The organism is Erysipelothrix larvae, from assembly GCF_001545095.1.
GTDB classification, from domain to species: domain Bacteria; phylum Bacillota_I; class Bacilli_A; order Erysipelotrichales; family Erysipelotrichaceae; genus Erysipelothrix; species Erysipelothrix larvae.
In genome coordinates this window covers 2,046,216-2,064,439 of record NZ_CP013213.1, presented here as the reverse complement: position 1 = coordinate 2,064,439, position 18,224 = coordinate 2,046,216, and the positions used below count along the sequence as shown (strand labels likewise).

Below are 18,224 nucleotides of genomic sequence, written 5' to 3'. Positions count from 1 at the left end.
GACAATGGGGTCAACTTAGCATAAGCTTGGTTGACTCCTTTTCTTTTGTTTTCAAAGAATATTTCCAATAAATGTAATATCAAAAGATATAAATGTAGTTAAGAATAAATGTAATATAACCTTTAATTTAATTGCTTATAGATATATAATGTAGTTAAGAAAAGGAGGGTTTTGTTATGTTTGTTAGAGCAGTTAAGAATAATAAAGGGAATGATGATTCATATTATTGTGCCCTTGTTGAATCATCTCGTGATCATTTGGGTGTATCAAAGCATAAAGTACTGATTAACTTTGGTAAAGTCCCTTCGGAAAGCGTCCCATATCTAAAAGCAGCTTTTGCTAAGAAGAAGCCGAGGTTAGTTTATGATGACGAACCAAGTAGTTAAGAATTCTACGATTACTAATTTCATTCACACTTTCAGACAATCATTGAATCAATCTTCTCTTGTTGACATCGCCCGTAAGTCACCAGCTTATTTCACGCGTACTAGGGAACTGACATTTTTCCGATTATTGATGTTTCTCATTTTTAGAAGTGGGAAAACAATCAATCAAGAATTGATCCGTTTTTACTCGCGTGTTGACTGCATAAAGAGTATCGTTTCAAAGCAAGCACTTTCTAAAGCACTTCGTAAAATTAATCCAAAAGTGTTTGATTCAATTATGCAATCTTTCACTCGTATTTTTTATAAATCAAATCTTGTTAAGACTTATAAAGGATACATAATTCTTGCAGAAGATGGGACTGTTATAGAAGCTCCCTTATCGAAAGAATCAATTAGTACATTTGGCTTCCATAAGAACCAAAAAGTTCGATGCGAAACCGATGTAAAACGTGTAACGACTAAAATGGGGGGATTGTTTGACATAACCAACGATTTTTTCTTAAGTACCACCATTGGCGCATGTATTTGTCAACTGAATAATGGTCCAAATCTCAATTGAAAACTGGTCCACTACCGTTTGTCATTCTTTGCTCTTTAGCCAAGCAATTGTTTCTTCAACACGATAACTCTCTCCACTCATATTTAATAGATGTGATTTATAGGTTAAGCGGTCGACTAGAGCAGTTGTTAGAATGGGATCTTTGAATATTTCTTCCCATCTATCAAACATTAAATTTGTTGTAATAATCATAGAGCCCACTGTTATTCTATTTGAGATTAGATTGAATAGAATTTCACTTCCTTCTTTATCAAATGACACATAGCCGAGTTCATCAAGAATTACTAGATCAAATTTTTCAAACTTCTTTTTGTATTGCGTAATTTGATTTTTTGACATAGCTTCTTTTAACTCTATAATTAGATTAGGAACGCTGATAAATAGCACTTTTTTATTTTCTAGACAAGCTTTGATTCCAAGTGCGGTCGCATAATGTGTTTTTCCCATTCCAGGATTACTCATTAAGATAATGTTTTCTTTATTTTCTATAAAGTTCAATGTTTCCAGTTCTTTAAACTTTCGTTTTAATTCTGAATTAAATTTTACAGTCGTAAAATCCTCCAATGTCTTGTTTTGAGGAAATCGAGCAGCACGAATGCGTTGTTTTATTCCGTTGTCACGACGATTGTTTCGTTCGCAATAAAGCAGTTCGTTAAGAAATTCTTGAAAATCCAATCCTTTGTGTTTCGCTTCCTGTATTGCTGCTTCATAGTGTGTTTTTATGAATGAAAGTTTTAATTCTTTTGACAATTGTTCAATTGTTTCCATTAATTTTTCTCCTAATGCATTAATTGGCTTATTTTCTTAAGTTGTTTACGTGATTGTTCTTGTATGCTGTCATCATACTCAACGGTGTCAATTGTATTTGAAACCAACCGATACTTTAAAGCATCTTTGAGCGTTTTATACGTTTCATTCCTGTTTTCTTGAAGAATTTCTATGAACTCTTTAGTTCTTGTTTTATAATGATTATGGTAGATGTTATAAAGCTCAGGATGTTGTTTTAGGACAAGTGAATTCTTTACGGATCCCGGCTTAGTCATCATTGTATTCAGATAGTGGTCCAACACAAGCTGATATTGATGGTGACCATCTATCTTTTTATGTTCGTACACAAATGTGTGATTTGAATAGATGCGTATCGAATTTACGGTGTTTTTGACCGTAACTCTTTTGTGTTGGAGATAGTCTGGGACTGAATAAAAATTATTTTCAACGTGTATACAACCATACTTGTCAACACTATATACTTCGATATCAGCGAATTCATAAGGAATTCTGTAAGGTTGAAGTTCTTTCTTTTCATCTTCGATTGAACTCTTTATATTGATTTCATCAAGAGTCTGTTCAAGATGAACACATGCCTCTTCAAATGTTTCAAACTTATAGTCCTTTGCGAATACACGATTTCGAATTACCTTAACACTGTTTTCTACACTTCCTTTTTCATGACCACTTCGTATATTAGTCAGGTTAATTTCAAAATTATAATAGAGTGCCAGTTTGAGGCAATCATCATTAATTTCTTTTTCATAAGGCGTTATAAAGCGCTTCACGACGTTTCTCATATTGTCATATACAACTTCACCCCAAGAGCCTTTAGAATGCTCAAAGAAGCGAACATGTGCATCTATGAATACTTGTTTGCGTTGGTTTGGATATAAATATGCATACCGATATCCGCTTGCTGGTGATGAGAAAACAGCGAGATAATATGTTCTTAGTTCACCATTAATTAAAAGCTTTACTTCTCCAAAGTCAAACTCTAACCGCTCACCATATCGATAATCTTGTCGAATAAATGTTTCTCGTGAAGCTTGAATTTCATGCACAAAATTTCGTATGGTTGTCTGACCAATATCATGTCCCTCGCTTTTGATAATTTCAAATATTTGAGTGACTGTTAACTTTTGCTTATGATGTCTTCCTAGTAACATATCTTTATCTTTTTCTGAATCCATAATTTCAATGATGCGTGCTTGAATTTCTTGCGTTAACTTGCGCTTACCTCGTTTGCTTGCATCATAGTGACGGTCCCCAACAATTTGATCAATGACTTCTACTTTTCTTTCGTCTGATAAATCATGATTATCAATCAATTGTATTTGACATTTATTATATTCCTGAAGATACCGTGCGACCGTCTTTCGGTCTATACCCAATTCAAGGGCAATCTTTCTGTTGGACCATCCTTTCTTTTTTAATGTGATAATTGAATATTTGCTCATTTGTGATATCACCTCTTTCACCTCCAAAAGCATTATCACACACTTCTGAAGTTATAAAAATAGTGGACCAGTTTTCAATTGAGAATTGGCCCACTTTTAGATTAACAAATACAGCGCACGAAACACATCAGAAATCAAGCTAGGATATGAAAACCTGTATAAGTCAATTGATTTGATTCGCAACCACAAATCAATTTATATTACGGATCGGTATTATGGTAGTGTTGAACTGTTCAGATTCCTTGAACTGAATGGATGCAAGTATTGTATACGAGGGAAAACGAACTTTTTCAAAGAGGAAGTAGCTAAAATTGAGAAAGATGGATGGATTGATATTACAGTCAATAAACAGTGGCAAAGAAGACTTAAACACGAAGAAGTGCGTGATTCATTTGAATCGAATCCTCGCATTAGAATACGTGTGGTGAAATATGAATTGAAAAATTCCAGTAAAAAAGACGAAACACACCATATCTATTTCACAAATTTGAGTCAAGCCGAGTTCTCGCATAAAGAAGTTGCTGAACTATATTCAGATCGTTGGAAAATTGAAACACATTTTAAATATTATAAGTCCGAATTAGAAGCTGAGCGATTCAATACAACTTGTCCTGATGTTTACAAATGTAAAATTCTTGCACGCATTATTGCTTTGAATATTTTAGGTATCATTGAAGCAGAACTGAATGCAGAATTACACAATAAAAGAACCCAAAATCACGTGGATGGATTTAAAACAAAATTTGTAACTCTAAAAGATCTGATGTATGAAGGAACCTTGGTAAAGGGGGGTGATATTTGACAATGTTAAAATCATTTTTGAGGCAGTGTCCTTAATCACCGAAATTGCTATAAAAAATATAGTGCCTATCAGGAGAGATAGACACTATGAACGCTATGGTCGCTTTATGAAATCTCCTCCATTCTATCGGTTTAGAATAGATGGTAGAAATCATCCGAAGGTCCGAAGAACTCACTACGGACTGAGAACGGTACGACAATAGTGTAGTTAAGACAATTAAATTGTAACACAAAATTTGCGTAACCATATAGCGAAAGTTGTTTTAATGACGCTTGATTTATACATTGCTAAGCATTACTTAATTGTCCGAATAATTGAAACCGTCATTATAAAGAACAAAAGAAAAGGAGTCAACCAAGCTTATGCTAAGTTGACCCCATTGTCCACTATTTAGTGGATTTTTTTGTACCCAAAAGTCTTCTGAGAAGATTTTGAGAAGATTTTATGGCGGTCTGAAATAACTTGGGGATAATTCAGAAAATGATATAAAATAACTTGGGGAGTAAGTTACCCCAAACAAGTTTGTTAAAGACCAAAGGGAAGCGTAGTCGCACATGACTATAGCTTCCCTCTTTTTGTTATAGTATATCAATAATGAGTCATTTCTTAAGAGAGTCCTTTGTCATAGGTTGTTTTAATTATTGGGTTAATTCGATATGTTGCGTCTTCATTAAGCACATACAACACACGATTCCTAAACCGCTCCCAATTACGATAGCCACTTGCATTGTTTTTTATTTGCTTGATTATGCGATTTCGATTCTCAATCAACGCACTGTTTATGTGTGTTATGGAAACTTCATAATGGGTTTCTCCTGTTTTCTTATTTGTGACCTTTGTGCATTTTTCTACTTTATTGAAAGTTGCGACAATTTCATTTTTCCACTTTCCTAAAGTTCGGCTAAAATCAACGATTGATGCAACTCTACTCTGAGCCATCACTCTGATGAGTGTGTTCAGATTCTCGTGTGCATTCTCAGCTTTTGATTCATTGAAGAATTGATCGAGTAAGAACTTCATGTTATATGCATCTTCAAGGCCATTGCTCGTTTGAAGAATTAGGTCTATTATGTCGTAAAGGTTTAGAAACTTTCCCAATTTCTTATTGCGTTGTTTCGGTACATTTGGATCAAATATATTGTATTTCTTATCTTTAACTGTGGTTGTTGCTTTGGGGTTTTTATAGAGTAACCAGTTGAACTTTTTAAGCAGATAGTATTGCTGGTCACGCTTATAATATTCTTGTCTTTTGACTTTATCTTCTGTTTGCTTCCAGTTCTTAGGAGGTTTTAGTTTCTTCATAGTGTCTACCCTAATAGAGTCGATACGTTTCATTAAATCACTATAAACATGAAAACGATCAACACTGATAAACGCGTTTGGAAGGAATTGTTTTGCGACGACTCTATAGCTATACCACATGTCGATTCCAATACCTAAGACTCCTTTGCGTTCTTCAAGGGGGATTTGGCTAAAATACGCGACTAAGTCTTGTTTCTTACGGGACGGTAATATATCTACGATATTCTTTGTCATTGCATCAATAAGAACGCATACATAATCACTGCGATCACTGTGGTACGCATAACATTCATCAATAAGCAGATAAGCGGGTAGTTTTTGTCTGGAGACAGAAACGTGGGAATCGAAAATAGATGATACTGTAGTGGGAGATAACCGATATCTATTGGCAACTGTGGTAAACGTTTCATGTGGCGATTTAAGATCATTCAGGACATTATATACGGTCAGCTGAGTAATCTTCATATTTCGATACGCAAATGGATTGTGTTCAAAAAAGCATTTATTACACGTTGTGCATTTATAACGTCGTGCACGGTAACGAATGTAACAGGGTATATGTGTTACCAGTGAGTGGAGAAGCTTCTTTTCAGAATAATCTTTGATTGTGGATGTTTTGCTTTCACAAATTGGGCATGTTTGTTCCTCTACCTGAAGCGTAATGTACACATTCAATGCGTCACTTTGACCTTTGATATCAATCTTCTGGACTTGATGGTGTTCTAAGTTAAATAATTCAAGAATTTTTTCGTTACTTAAAAGAGTGGCATTAGCGTTCATAGAAACCCTGCCTCTCTTTGACTATTTTGATAAGGTTTCATTATGTATCTTGCTCCTAAATATAAAAATGATTGTCTGTTATTTAAATAACCATCTTCATTATATTCAATCTGAGGAGTTAAAACTATTTTTCTCATGTTGGTGAAGTAATGGCGGAATGATAGATATTCCGTTTTGTGGATAATATGAAGTAATTCAATCGTTCCAAATAACTTAAATGTCTCACCGATTCATAATCGTTAAAACGTATTTTTATCCGAATATATGTTGATTCATCAATATCAGTTAAAAGCGTGCTATCAAGTTCATGGGTTAATATTATTTCAATTGTGGGTACAGACAGTTGAAAATAGGGAAGTAAGTTACTTGGTATTATTGCATGAGTTCTCTTACATTGATTACAAAAGAAACGTGCGATTTCTACGACAATGGTTAATCGCCCAGTAATTATGGTTTTCGGATAGTATCCATAACGAATCAGTGTATCTGTTTTTGAACAGCACGGACAAGGTATTGTTTTTGGATTAATTGAATTGAGAAATTTGTAATATTCCTTTTGAGAAAACTGTTTATTATTGAATGTGTTTGAGAAAACTGTTATCATATTCTTACTCCTTTATAGGAGGTATTGGATTGGTAGAAACTTAGGTCTGGAAACTTGGGGTTTCTACCATTTTATTAACCTCGTTAAACTAATAATACAAAAAAAATCACTTTAATACAGCACTTAATTGTGCATAAAGTAAAGTGATTTTTTATTCTGCTGGTCTAAGATAATCAGTTTACAACAGAAATCCCCAAACTTCTTTAAAGACAGAGGCTAGAGCAAGATTACCTCACCCCAAGAAATAGTGTTGCGAGTGAAAACCCCAAGTAAAGTTTAATATCCGATTTTATATTATTATTTAGGGAATAAACTCTCAACCTTCACTGTTTTTTGTGCTTGAAATAGATAACTGGTCTAACATTTTTTTTCGAGAATTCAAGAATTAAGAGAGCGCAAAATAGGAGTATATGTTCGTGTCAGCGCTGATGAACAAGCCAAACATGGTTATAGTGTAAGACATCAATTTGATGTACTTCAAAATGTGATCACAAATAGTGGAATAGGAGGTGTTCACAATGTAAGATTTTATGTGGATGATGGTGAAAGTGGAACGACTATGGACCGCCCTAATTTTCAAAGACTTCTATCAGATATAAAGAAAGGTAATGTGAATCTTGTTATGGCAACTGATAGTGAGAGAATTGGACGTGAGAATGAATACAATAGTTTCTGGATTAAGTATCTGAAAGCTTACAATTGTGAGTTTTATCTACATGTGTTTATCGTACCGATTCTGGTGTGAACGAATATAAAATCAAATTAGCATTCAGAGGGTATGAATTAAAGAAGATAAAGAAATGTTCTGAAGCAAGAATAACACGCTTATTTTTGGAGGGGAATTATGCATCACCCCAAGCACCACATGGATATCGTAAAGAAAACAAGAAATTGATTGTCATCGAAGACCCAGCTGAGGCAGTAAGAAGAATGGTTACCCTGATGATGAATACTTTTTCTAAAGTTAATTGATGCAAGTAGAAAAACCTATGTTAAAAATGTAACATCCCACAAGATTTGTGATTGCAATAAAAATAAAAATAACAATAAATGAAAGGGTATACATTTTCGGTTGTCATGATAAAATATAATTAGAGCGGAAGATATAAACAAGGGGACTAACTATGATTAGAGCTACAAAAAATAATGGAAGGAAAATATTTACTGCGATTTTATTGCTTGGACTTACACTTATTTTGTTTTCAACAAACATATCAGCATTGTCAAAGACTGATTCTTATATGACCGTAAGAGTTTCAATGGTCAGTGATAGAAAATCAGTTGATGGGTCAATTGCTAATGATACAAAGTATAACGGTCAAATAACGACGTATATTACTGAGACTATAGGGTATCAATCATTCGATTCGTCAGGCAGTTCCAGTGGTATGGGTGGAGCATATGTTAGAGTTTATTGTCAATTTAAGAATTACGCTATTTCTAGTGCTTCTTCAAGAGGAACTGTGACTTATCAGGGTAAAACTTTGAGCACGCTCGGTTCAGGAACTGTTACAGCACCCGGTCAATAAATTCTTTTTGTTGTAAAAAATATCACTAGGGAATCCGCTCCACTAGTGATGTGCACAAAAGCGTATTAAGCTTGATTAGTTGCCGTATTTTTTACAGGTAAAATCAAATTTACTAGTCTTGAATGTAAAAGTTATTAAGACTGATGAAAGAAAATTAAAACACAATATTATTTATTAGTCTTGGTAAGCCACGGAAGAGGGAGAAGAAGAATATATGAAGAAAGGTTTGTTGATTGGACTTTTATTGTTGGCTGGATGTACGCAAACATCCACTAAAATTGACGAGAGCATTCCTGCAAATCAGATGTTTACTGGGATGAATACTAATATTTCAAAAATTAGCATTTCAGCAACAGATGACGCAATTTATTACATTGATTCTGGAACACTTTATGTGTACGATGATGCGATGCAAGAGTCTTTAAAATTAGCGGATTTGAACTATATCGATGATGAAGTCGTCAGTGTTTCTCAGGATTATGAGCTAGAGTATGAGAAGTATTTTGATATCATGGATGGGGAATACTTTCAATGCTATGGTGGGTCGCTCTATTATATTTCATACTATGGAACGATTGAAGGGGAAAATGGCTTAATGCTTAATCGCCTTGATTCTGAAGGGTTAAATAAAGAAGTTGTTTATACTTTTGACACGGTCCCTGATAAGATGTTTATTACCTATGGTCACCTATTTTATGTTGATACTTTTACCCAGGAAGTATTTGTGGTAAACCTAAATTCGAAGGAGAAAACACAAATTATCGAACCTGAAGGACAACGTTTCCTTCGTTATGTTCCTTCACAAGATGGTTTATATCTTAATATGTATAATCAATCAACGAATGTTAGTACATTGTATGCTTTTTCCTTTGATGATTATTCATTGGAAAATGTAATATCGGCTCCAGACTATTTTTTAGCAAGTTCTTATGATTCCAATTTTATTTATTATGAAATCCAAGCCGATAAAATATTAGCACATGTTGTGAATGAAGCGGGTGATGTTAGAACCACTTTTGAACATACAGTGATGGAATATATTGATGATCAGTATATTTATGCTACAAGTGCAGAATCTCCGTTGAAATTTCAAGTGTATGATTATGATGGAACACTTGTCTATGAAGTGGAGGCAAGTGAGTCATTTGTCCCTTCGAATTCTTTGGACCTAAACGGCAGTAAGGTTGAAGTGTCTGGAATCATCGGTGTGTTTAAAGACACGCTGGTTGTTGTCGCAAATGACAAGAATGATGGCTTGGGATATTATACAGTAAACTATAAAACAGGTGAGTGGACTAAGATCGCAACCTCTTCTTATCTCAACGCACTTGATAATTAGGATTCATGATGTTAAATCAAGAGCTAAAGCGTCTTAAATCTTATCGTGGTATTCTTCCAGGGGTCATGATACTGATGCTGGTACTCCTGGTTTTTTTGGTGGGTACATTTTATAGTGATGAAAACCAAAGTTATATAACACAACGGAATCAGTATCTTCAAGGGAATCTTTCCACTGAAGCACTCAGTAGTTCATATCTTAAAAATCAAATTGAGACGATTCAAAACTTTACGCAATATAATAACGAAATCATTGAAAACAATCAGAAGAAAATACAGTCATCGCTTTTTAATTCAAAAGATAATTTAGTGAGGTTTAAGAAGGAAATTCAATATTATCAAACATTGAACACACTCGAATTGAATGTGGAAAATACCTATGTTCCATCGGTTGTATTGCGCTCTCCTATTTTTTCAATCCTGTCATTTATTTTTGTAATTATGTGTGTACAAGCGCTTTTCTATCAGGATGTTCAAATAAAGATTTTGCGTCTTTTTGAGAGTACGCATACATCGTTGAAGCACCTATATATTTCTAAGATACTGGCATTATTAGTTAGTGTTGTTTTGTTTAGAGTGGGTATGCTTCTTATTACAGTGGGTACACTTAAGTTAATGGGGTTGTCATTATATGTTCCGATTCAATTTATTTCAGGATTCAACCGGTTCCCTTATTATCTAAATTGTTTGTCTTATCTCATTATGATTTCAAGTCTTGGTATTCTGAGTATGCTTTTCATTGGTTCCATTCTAATCATATTTATTCACATTTTTAGAAATGATGCACTGGCATTGTTTGTATTTATTTTGATGACATTAGTTCAGTACTTAATGCATAGCTTTATCTCAATTACATCGGGTTACAGTGTTCTCAAATATATTAATGTGTATGCTTATCTTATTGGATCAATGCCAAGCTTTAATATTTCGATTGTTTTGGGACTAGGGTTTCAACTTGCTACACTGCAAATTGTTGCACTGTGTGTTCTTACTGTTTGTGTTAGCATTTTATCTTGGGGAATGTATCGAAATATCAATCGAATTGGCTTTAAGCAGTTTGACCTTAAACTTTCCTTTAGGTTTAAATCACTTGCCCTTCAAGAATTCTTCCAAATGGGAATCCTTTATAAAGCATTTTTAATCTGTGTAATCTTAATTGGATACAATGGGTATCGCTATATGAGCTATACCATCTTAGAAGATGCAGAACAAGCAAACGTGGATGCTATGCGTGCTGAGTATCTGGGGATTGTTGATGCGGATGTTTTGGAAGCTTTGAACGTGCGCATCCTTGACGCTCAAGAAGCGCGCGACAAACTCAATGCCTGTATTGATAATACAATGGATTGTGATGAAACCAATAATAGTGAACTCATCGAGAAAGCAAACAACCTCAGTACCCTTGTCATGATACGCGATGAAATCGAACAAGTACTAATAAATGGGGAGGCCTACTATTCAAATATACAAGGGTACGAACAGCTTTTTGGTAGAGAGTCCTTGTTTAGCATGCAGATTCATTTTATAACCCTTTCTTTAGCACTGATGAGTCTTGTGTTTATGTTTGTGAATCCAACGAAGACATCAAAGATTGATGCACTTTTTGATAGTACTCTTTTAGGTCGAAAACAAAAGAAGAAGATCGACCTCCAGTTGTTGTTGGGGATTGGTGGGGTGCTCTGTATTGGTGTTTATGGAATATATATTGCGAAGATCTTAAAATACTATAATTTGTTTACTGTGAACTATCCAATGAGTCTAATTCTTGACACTGACCTGTCCTTGGATGTTTCACTTGCAGTGTACATGGTGTGTACACTGTTAATTAGGGCCTTGGTGTATGGATTGATTGTTTTGAGTAGTTATCGACTTGCCCGACAAACAAGCGGATTAAAGGCATTATTTGGCATGATATTTGTTGTTATTGTGGTGATGGGGTTGTTTACACTCTTCCCTGAATACTCACCACTTATGGTGCTTACAACGGCTATATTAGAACATCCTGTGGTTGCGGTAGGTTATATGAGTTTGGTCATTGGTGGTATTGGTATGAATGTGAAAAGAGGGTTAATATCATGAGTATTCTTGAGCTTAAAAACATAACAAAACGCTATGGAGAAACCATAGCGCTGAATAAGATTAGTTTATCGTTAGATGAGGGTGTGTATGCTTTATTGGGACACAATGGTGCTGGGAAATCGACCCTTATTAATATTTTAAGCACAACCTTGGGCTATGAAGGGGACGTTTTATATCATGGAAAAAGCATTCATCAATTGGGTGATGACTATCGAAAGATGATTGGCTATATGCCACAACAACAATCGCTAATCCCTAATCTCACAGTGGAGTCTTTTTTGATTTATATGAGTACAATGAAAGGGATTAAGCGAAACGTGATTTCAGAGAACGTAAACACCATCATGAAACGCACTGATTTAGAAACGATTAAACATAAATCTTTGGATCAATTATCAGGTGGTATGAAGCAGCGGGTCCTCATTGCCCAAGCACTGCTTAATGATCCCAAGATATTATTATTGGATGAGCCGACAGCAGGCCTTGACCCCGTTCAACGGTTAAATTTAAGAAAGGTTATCGCGGAAGTAGCGACAGATCGCATTGTTATTCTTGCAACGCATGTTATCTCGGATGTTGAAATGATTGCAGACCAGATTATTGTGATGAAAGATGGACAAATTCTGTCGATAAAGAATCAAGAAGCACTGATTAATGATACAAATGTTTTTGAATCGTATGAATCCTTTGAGTCAATCAAAAATGAGGATGATTCTGCGAAGTTTGTGAGCGCAATGGCTACATCAAACGGTTTAAAGATTCGCTTTATTTCAAAACTTTTACATGAGAGACAAGTCCAGACAACCCTTGATGATGTGTACATTGATTTGTTAGGCTGACAGTTTAAAATATTTTGTTCAATATTGATTGAAACGAGAATAATGGATTTATGGAGAAATTGAATTCTTAGAAAGTAAGGATTTATAGGTAGCAGAATATGTGTGAATATGCTTTATTCAACGCTTTTAAATGTTTACCAATGTATCCATTGAACTGTTGATTGTCACTTCAAAGATAATCGTAATATTAAAAATTTTTTTCGCAAATAGTGCCACACTTTATTTGTAAATGCTGATTGAATCTCAGCTCGCTACGGCATTTTTTCTTTCATTTATGCCTTTGAAAATAAGATAAACCAAACACTTTAAAGAGGGAGTTTAGAGAGAAACTGTCTCTCCCATAGTAATTGTGTTGGCTGTCAAAACCCCATATAAAGTTTAATATTCAAACATATATTATTTATTGAAGTATATTTAGTTCATTATTATACCGTTAATATAGAGCAAAATTACTAATTATTCACCTTGATATGTGAAATCTGTTGAAATTAAGTAAAATAAATACAAACCACTTAAAAAATAGCGTGATAGTACTACATATTTTTTGGAAGATTAAGTATAATAGTTTTAGGAACCATAGCATAAGGGTACAATTTTGATGAGCAAAACTAAAAAGAAATTACTTGGAACAATTCTTTCGTTAACAGTTTTTCTATTTCTTTCACAAAGTGTAAGTGCTGCAACTGATACATACGAATATTTGATTAACAAAGTAAACGACACTACTGCAACTGCATCCATAAAGTCAAATAGTCTAAGTACTGCATTGATAGTAATTCAAACCACATGGGCATATAAGGGCTCAACTATGTTACAGCGTACAGCATCAGACAATAGTGCAGGGGACGGTTTTGAGTATACGATGATAACATTCACTTCTGGTTATAAAATCGCACGTGTTAAAGGTGAATTTTCTTATGGAAATATCAGGCGAGTCCTGGATAAAAGTTATTAATTAATCTGTAAACTAACTAACAAAAACAGCTATAGTCCCTTGTTAACTAGATACTTTGATAAGGAGAAGTGCTCTATGAAAATAAAAACAAGTGTGCTCGTTGCATTTTTATTGCTTACTGGGTGTAGTAAAACAGAAGAAAAGCCAATTGACCCCACAATTTGGGGTTATGATTATAATATAAACCAATTAAGTGGTTCTTTTGCAGCGATGAGATCTGCCACCGAAAGTGAAGAGGGTATTTACTTTGAAATTTTAAACACGGATTTTGTGCAAATCAATAATACTTTCATGTTGGGTTATGTTGATAAAAAGACTAATCAATTTTCAATTGTTGACGCTAGTGGCGATGCGAAATGTTCGTTTCAGTCACCAGAATCATGTACTTCATTTTCAGAAACCGATTACTATCAACTAAACTATTATAATGGCTATTTATATTACGTTAGTGATAGTGTTAATGATGCTGGAATCATATCAGAAGTACTAATGCAAATGGATTTGGATGGTAACAACAGGAGGCAAGTTGCGGTACTATCTGAACGTAAACCTGATGAATCATCATTCACTATGATTTATCATAGGGGTTATGTTTATTACACATATGGCGGCACTAAAGTCAACCGTATTGATATGAGTGACTGGAGTCTTGAGGAAATAGAAGGCGGAACAGGTCTTCGACTTATATCGGCCTCCGGTAATGAAGTATTTTTGAATGCCACAACATTCACTGATGAAGACAAGACTAGTAGTAATGCAATTATTTCGTTGAATACAGAAGACAATCAGTTATCACTCATCGATGAAAATCTATCCCCTTATCAAAAGGAGAATGATAAATATGTAACCTACGTTGAAGCAACCAATTCAATGAATCTCTATAATTCCAGTATCAAAGAAACAGTGTACATAAAACCAGCAACAGGCAGTGTTATCATGCAAAAAGATTACTTTGTGATTGGGAATTTAGCTGATGAGCCTGAAGATATTTTCCTTTATGATATTGAAGGAAATATCTTGTCGACATATACAGAAAAAGAAGACCTCAGACTCGTTGGGTTTGTGCAAATAGTAGCTGATGATTATTACTATGCGTATCGATATGGGCAAGATTATATGGAGTTTATAAGAATACCAATCCAAAACAATACATTTGGTGAAGCAGAAATTATCGCAAGTTGGCCTTGGGGCTTATTGAGTCACTAATATGGAACTTCTAAATCTAACAAATGTGTCAAAGAAATTTAAAGAAGTTCAGGCACTAAAAGATGTTTCTTTTACCATGAAGCCAGGTATATATGGGTTAATTGGGCCCAATGGTGCTGGTAAGAGTACGTTGATTCGGCTCATTGCGACACTTGATAAAGCTACATCAGGTGTTATTTCTTATGGTGACAAACATATTTGGGATATAAAGGAATCGTATCGTTCTTTAATTGGACTTATGCCACAAAATCAAAAAGGTTATGGTAATTACTCGGGACTCGCTTTCATGTATTATATGGCGAACCTAAAGGGAATTTCAAAACAAGAAGCGACAATACAAGTCAATGCCTTGGTTAAGCAAGTTGGACTTGAAGAAAGTATTAACCGGAAGATTAAGACCTATTCAGGTGGCATGAGACAGCGCTTGATGTTTGCGCAATCCTTATTGGGTGATCCGAAGATCATCATTCTTGATGAGCCAACCGCAGGACTTGACCCATTTGAACGGATTCGGTTAAGAAATTATATCAGTGAAATTGCAGAAAATCGTATTGTATTAATCGCAACCCATGTCATGCAAGATATTGAGTCCATTGCAGACAAAGTTATTTTACTTAATAAAGGGAATATTGTGTTTGAAGGTACAGGCTTTGAACTTTTAGAGACATTGAAAGGCAAGGTTGTAGAAAAGTTTATTGAAGTCCATGAGTTACCAAATTATCAAAGTCAATACCGCGTTTCAAGAGTATACAAATACGAATCCAAGTATTTGATTCGCTATATTGATGAAACAGCACAAGGGGATAAAACACCTACTTTTGAAGACGCATATCTATACTATATGGTGGATTATGATGCTAATATATGAGGAGCTAAAAAAGCTGTGGTCACAGCGTTTCATTAGGGGAGTCTTATTGATTTCGCTCTTTCTTTCAGTAGGAATGATGTATATATCAAAGACAAGTTTAGAGAAAGACTCGGTAAATATTTCGGCATATTCGGAATTAAAGGACAACTATGATTCTTTGGAAATAGATGTCGCTACACAGGAAATAGCGCATGAAATAGAGACGCTTAATCTATATATTGATTATGAAACTTATATAGCACTTCCTGATATTGCTGAGAGTATGCGTCAAGAATACTATAATGATGCATTTATGACAGAAAGTTTTATCCAAGACTATCAAACATTTGTAAGGGATTTTGATATCAATGAGACTTTAATGCTCTATCAAGCACTCTTTGATTATTATACAATGATTCAAGACTTTCCAAGGTTTGTTGAGGATTCGATCAATGTCATTGAAGCCATGGAAAACCAACCTTTTTGGAAAAACTACTCTGAACAAAGAAAGGACTACTATAGTAAACAAAGTGCATATTTTGAGAACCTAAGGGGAGTGAGTTTGTCATCTGAGAATCATAAGGGTGTTGATGTGCTTTTAGGTACAAATCTTGAGCCAATCCTGATAATTGTGGGAATATTTATCTTTTTATCTGTTTTTGAAATAGACCATACAACACAGATGAATGATCTATTATTGATTACCAACAAAGGAAGAACAAGAACAACCATCGCAAAACTTATTGCAGGGACAATGAGTTTGTTGGGGGTCTTTATATCCATCTATGCCTTGCTTATCCTAACAAATCAACTCATTTTTAGTTCTATCAACTGGCTTGCACCAATCCAATCTTTTCCATCTTTGGCTTATAGTTCTTTTAATATGTCTTTGGGTCGATGGTTTATGTGGATGGTGTCTGGGCAATTTGTAGGCATGCTGGCGTTGTCATTTTTGTTTGGATTACTCTATCAAGTTATTCCAAATCGTATACAAGCGGTATTCTCTTTCCTCTTGATTTTTTCATTCAGTGCAGGGTTATACTTCACCATTCAAGATACCATGATGCTTGTTCCTTTCAAGTATCTAAATGTTTATGCGCTTATTCAAGCAAGAGACCTATTCCAATCATATTCAATAATTGAGACATTGGGTTTTTCCTTATCAAAAATTAATTTTATATATGGAGTGGGAATTATTATATGCATTATTGGAACAATCTGCATTATCGTTTTGCGCAATGCGCAATTAAAACCACAACTTTCGATCAATTTAAGATTTGATAAACTTCATGCGACTATTGTACCAAGATTGAAACGGTTTGGATTTGAGTCTTACAAAGGTTTCATTATGCAAAAGGGATGGCTTGTGGTACTCGTAATCGGTCTGTATTTGGGAAATATCTATATCGGAATATATCAAGGACTCAATATCAAGACACTTGATGAAAAACTTGTTGAGGTTTATCGTGAACATGGTGGAGAACTCAATGAAGAGAAGATATTGTGGATTGATACGCAATATGATTTTTATGATAACTTAAATAAACAATTGAGTCTAAACGCAAAAGCATACAAAGATCACACGATTACAGAAGAAGCATATTACGACTTTATAAATGAATACCTATCACATTCAGTTGATAAGGCGGTTTTCAATCAATTCTATGACCATTACATAACGAATAATTCAGAAGAACTCGTCTATCCAAATGGATACCAAGCATTGTTTTCTATTAATACAGAAACACGAGAATTTAGAAATGCATTACTACTCATTGTCTTACTAGTACTCGTGTTATCACCCATTATTGCATTTGATTATGAACAAGACCCAGATGGGATTGCTACCATCACGAAAAAGGGTAATTTACCCCTTTTCAAAAGTAAGATTAAGCTTGCTTATCTCATTGCATTCGGAGCAGTTATCATAGTATCACTTGTTGACCTTTTTACATTCTCTTCGATATATACCATGGATGCATGGCAAAGTACGTTCCAAAGTATCTTACCAAGTGATTTCAAAATAAGTAACATACCAGCTTGGGTACTGGATCTAAAACTGTGGCAATACCTGCTTCTAGTTTGGGTTTTAAGACTCTCTGGAGCAATATTTTCAACCAGCATTATTCTATGGATATCCTCTAAATTTACGTCTATAGTTATTGTATTTATTATGACAGGGGTTGTGTTACTCCTTCCATTACTTATGATACTTATTGGGATACAATCTTTTGAAGCACTATCATTGCATAGTCTACTAATGGGGAATGGTTCGATATTTAATGGGACCTTCTTAACATCACTAATTGTCTATGGTTTCATAGCCTTAATAAGCAACTATTCACTTTATATCTATTATAAGAATCGGTGAATAAACTGTAGCAATTAGACTTTAAATGAATGTTTAAATGCTTAATCAAAGGGTTTTGAGGCAATGAAATCAAATAATGAGGGAATGCTATATTGGTTATATTATTCTGGTGATTATGATTTTTCTTTTTGGCATTTAAAATGGTAAATACCAGTATAATTTTGCTTAAGTATTGAAACGATGTTTGCAGAGAATGGTGTATCAAATATCAAACTATGTTCACCAATAATGAGAGAACTGTTATCAGGAAAAATATATGTTCCGCGTTCATAGTCTGAATTTGGGAAAGGTTCTGCCATAGTTTGTTCAAGGATAGTTTTATCACTGAATAAATTAAGAATCGTTGTGCCATCTAAAAACATCATTAATGTAAAATTAGGGACATCAAACTCCAAAAAC

At 34.4% G+C, this 18,224-nt stretch carries 18 protein-coding genes; 13 read left to right on the top strand and 5 right to left on the bottom strand.

Features of this window, described 5'->3' with window-relative positions; all coding sequences use genetic code 11:
* Positions 1-176 precede the first annotated feature (176 nt).
* Complete coding sequence (locus AOC36_RS09360; protein ID WP_067633629.1) at positions 177-386, top strand: hypothetical protein; 210 nt, start codon at positions 177-179, stop codon at positions 384-386.
* The gene (locus AOC36_RS09355; RefSeq protein WP_067633627.1) at positions 364-945 is read left to right on the top strand and encodes a hypothetical protein; all 582 of its coding nucleotides are present in this window, start codon (positions 364-366) and stop codon (positions 943-945) included. The genes AOC36_RS09360 and AOC36_RS09355 overlap by 23 nt, the downstream gene beginning before the upstream one ends.
* 21 nt (positions 946-966) lie before the next feature.
* On the opposite strand, the gene istB is transcribed toward AOC36_RS09355, so the two are convergent.
* The gene (gene istB, locus AOC36_RS09350) at positions 967-1,713 is read right to left on the bottom strand and encodes an IS21-like element helper ATPase IstB (protein WP_067630339.1); all 747 of its coding nucleotides are present in this window, start codon (positions 1,711-1,713) and stop codon (positions 967-969) included.
* An 11-nt stretch (positions 1,714-1,724) separates the two neighbouring features.
* Positions 1,725-3,173: an IS21 family transposase gene (gene istA, locus AOC36_RS09345; protein ID WP_157777170.1), complete on the bottom strand. Its 1,449-nt coding sequence runs from the start codon at positions 3,171-3,173 to the stop codon at positions 1,725-1,727.
* A 172-nt stretch (positions 3,174-3,345) separates the two neighbouring features.
* On the opposite strand from istA, the gene AOC36_RS09340 reads away from it, so the two are divergent.
* Entirely contained in the window at positions 3,346-3,975 is a 630-nt protein-coding gene (locus AOC36_RS09340; RefSeq protein ID WP_067633624.1) for a transposase, read from the top strand.
* A 606-nt stretch (positions 3,976-4,581) separates the two neighbouring features.
* Here the strand turns inward: AOC36_RS09340 and AOC36_RS09335 are convergent.
* Positions 4,582-6,057, bottom strand: a complete 1,476-nt coding sequence (locus AOC36_RS09335; protein WP_067629964.1) for an ISL3 family transposase — start codon at positions 6,055-6,057, stop codon at positions 4,582-4,584.
* A 133-nt stretch (positions 6,058-6,190) separates the two neighbouring features.
* Positions 6,191-6,661, bottom strand: coding sequence for a DUF6431 domain-containing protein (locus AOC36_RS09330; RefSeq protein ID WP_067629969.1), 471 nt, complete (start codon positions 6,659-6,661; stop codon positions 6,191-6,193).
* Positions 6,662-7,037: 376 nt separating this feature from the next.
* Here AOC36_RS09330 and AOC36_RS12000 point away from each other — a divergent pair, with 376 nt between their 5' ends.
* From AOC36_RS12000 to AOC36_RS09280, 10 genes are all read left to right on the top strand, one after another.
* A complete protein-coding gene (locus AOC36_RS12000) occupies positions 7,038-7,406 on the top strand; it encodes a recombinase family protein (protein WP_078055146.1) in 369 nt (122 codons plus the stop codon).
* Entirely contained in the window at positions 7,403-7,633 is a 231-nt protein-coding gene (locus AOC36_RS09320) for a hypothetical protein (protein WP_067633620.1), read from the top strand. The genes AOC36_RS12000 and AOC36_RS09320 overlap by 4 nt, the downstream gene beginning before the upstream one ends.
* A gap of 152 nt (positions 7,634-7,785) precedes the next feature.
* On the top strand, positions 7,786-8,190 hold the full coding sequence (locus AOC36_RS09315) for a hypothetical protein (protein WP_067633618.1): 405 nt from the start codon (positions 7,786-7,788) through the stop codon (positions 8,188-8,190).
* 214 nt (positions 8,191-8,404) lie between these two features.
* Positions 8,405-9,529, top strand: a complete 1,125-nt coding sequence (locus AOC36_RS09310) for a hypothetical protein (RefSeq protein WP_067633616.1) — start codon at positions 8,405-8,407, stop codon at positions 9,527-9,529.
* Between the two features lie 8 nt (positions 9,530-9,537).
* The gene (locus AOC36_RS09305; RefSeq protein ID WP_067633614.1) at positions 9,538-11,607 is read left to right on the top strand and encodes a hypothetical protein; all 2,070 of its coding nucleotides are present in this window, start codon (positions 9,538-9,540) and stop codon (positions 11,605-11,607) included.
* The gene (locus AOC36_RS09300; RefSeq protein ID WP_067633612.1) at positions 11,604-12,446 is read left to right on the top strand and encodes an ATP-binding cassette domain-containing protein; all 843 of its coding nucleotides are present in this window, start codon (positions 11,604-11,606) and stop codon (positions 12,444-12,446) included. Before AOC36_RS09305 ends, AOC36_RS09300 begins: the two co-directional genes overlap by 4 nt.
* A 598-nt stretch (positions 12,447-13,044) precedes the next feature.
* Positions 13,045-13,401, top strand: coding sequence for a hypothetical protein (locus AOC36_RS09295; RefSeq protein WP_067633610.1), 357 nt, complete (start codon positions 13,045-13,047; stop codon positions 13,399-13,401).
* 75 nt (positions 13,402-13,476) lie between these two features.
* The gene (locus tag AOC36_RS09290) at positions 13,477-14,607 is read left to right on the top strand and encodes a hypothetical protein (RefSeq protein WP_067633608.1); all 1,131 of its coding nucleotides are present in this window, start codon (positions 13,477-13,479) and stop codon (positions 14,605-14,607) included.
* Between the two features lies 1 nt (position 14,608).
* Complete coding sequence (locus AOC36_RS09285; RefSeq protein WP_067633606.1) at positions 14,609-15,475, top strand: ABC transporter ATP-binding protein; 867 nt, start codon at positions 14,609-14,611, stop codon at positions 15,473-15,475.
* A complete protein-coding gene (locus tag AOC36_RS09280) occupies positions 15,462-17,825 on the top strand; it encodes a hypothetical protein (protein ID WP_067633604.1) in 2,364 nt (787 codons plus the stop codon). The genes AOC36_RS09285 and AOC36_RS09280 overlap by 14 nt, the downstream gene beginning before the upstream one ends.
* A 113-nt stretch (positions 17,826-17,938) precedes the next feature.
* Here the strand turns inward: AOC36_RS09280 and AOC36_RS09275 are convergent, their stop codons facing one another.
* Positions 17,939-18,220 carry a hypothetical protein gene (locus AOC36_RS09275; protein ID WP_198401174.1) on the bottom strand — a complete coding sequence of 94 codons (282 nt, stop codon included), beginning with the start codon at positions 18,218-18,220 and terminating at the stop codon, positions 17,939-17,941.
* Between the last annotated feature and the right edge of the window lie 4 nt (positions 18,221-18,224).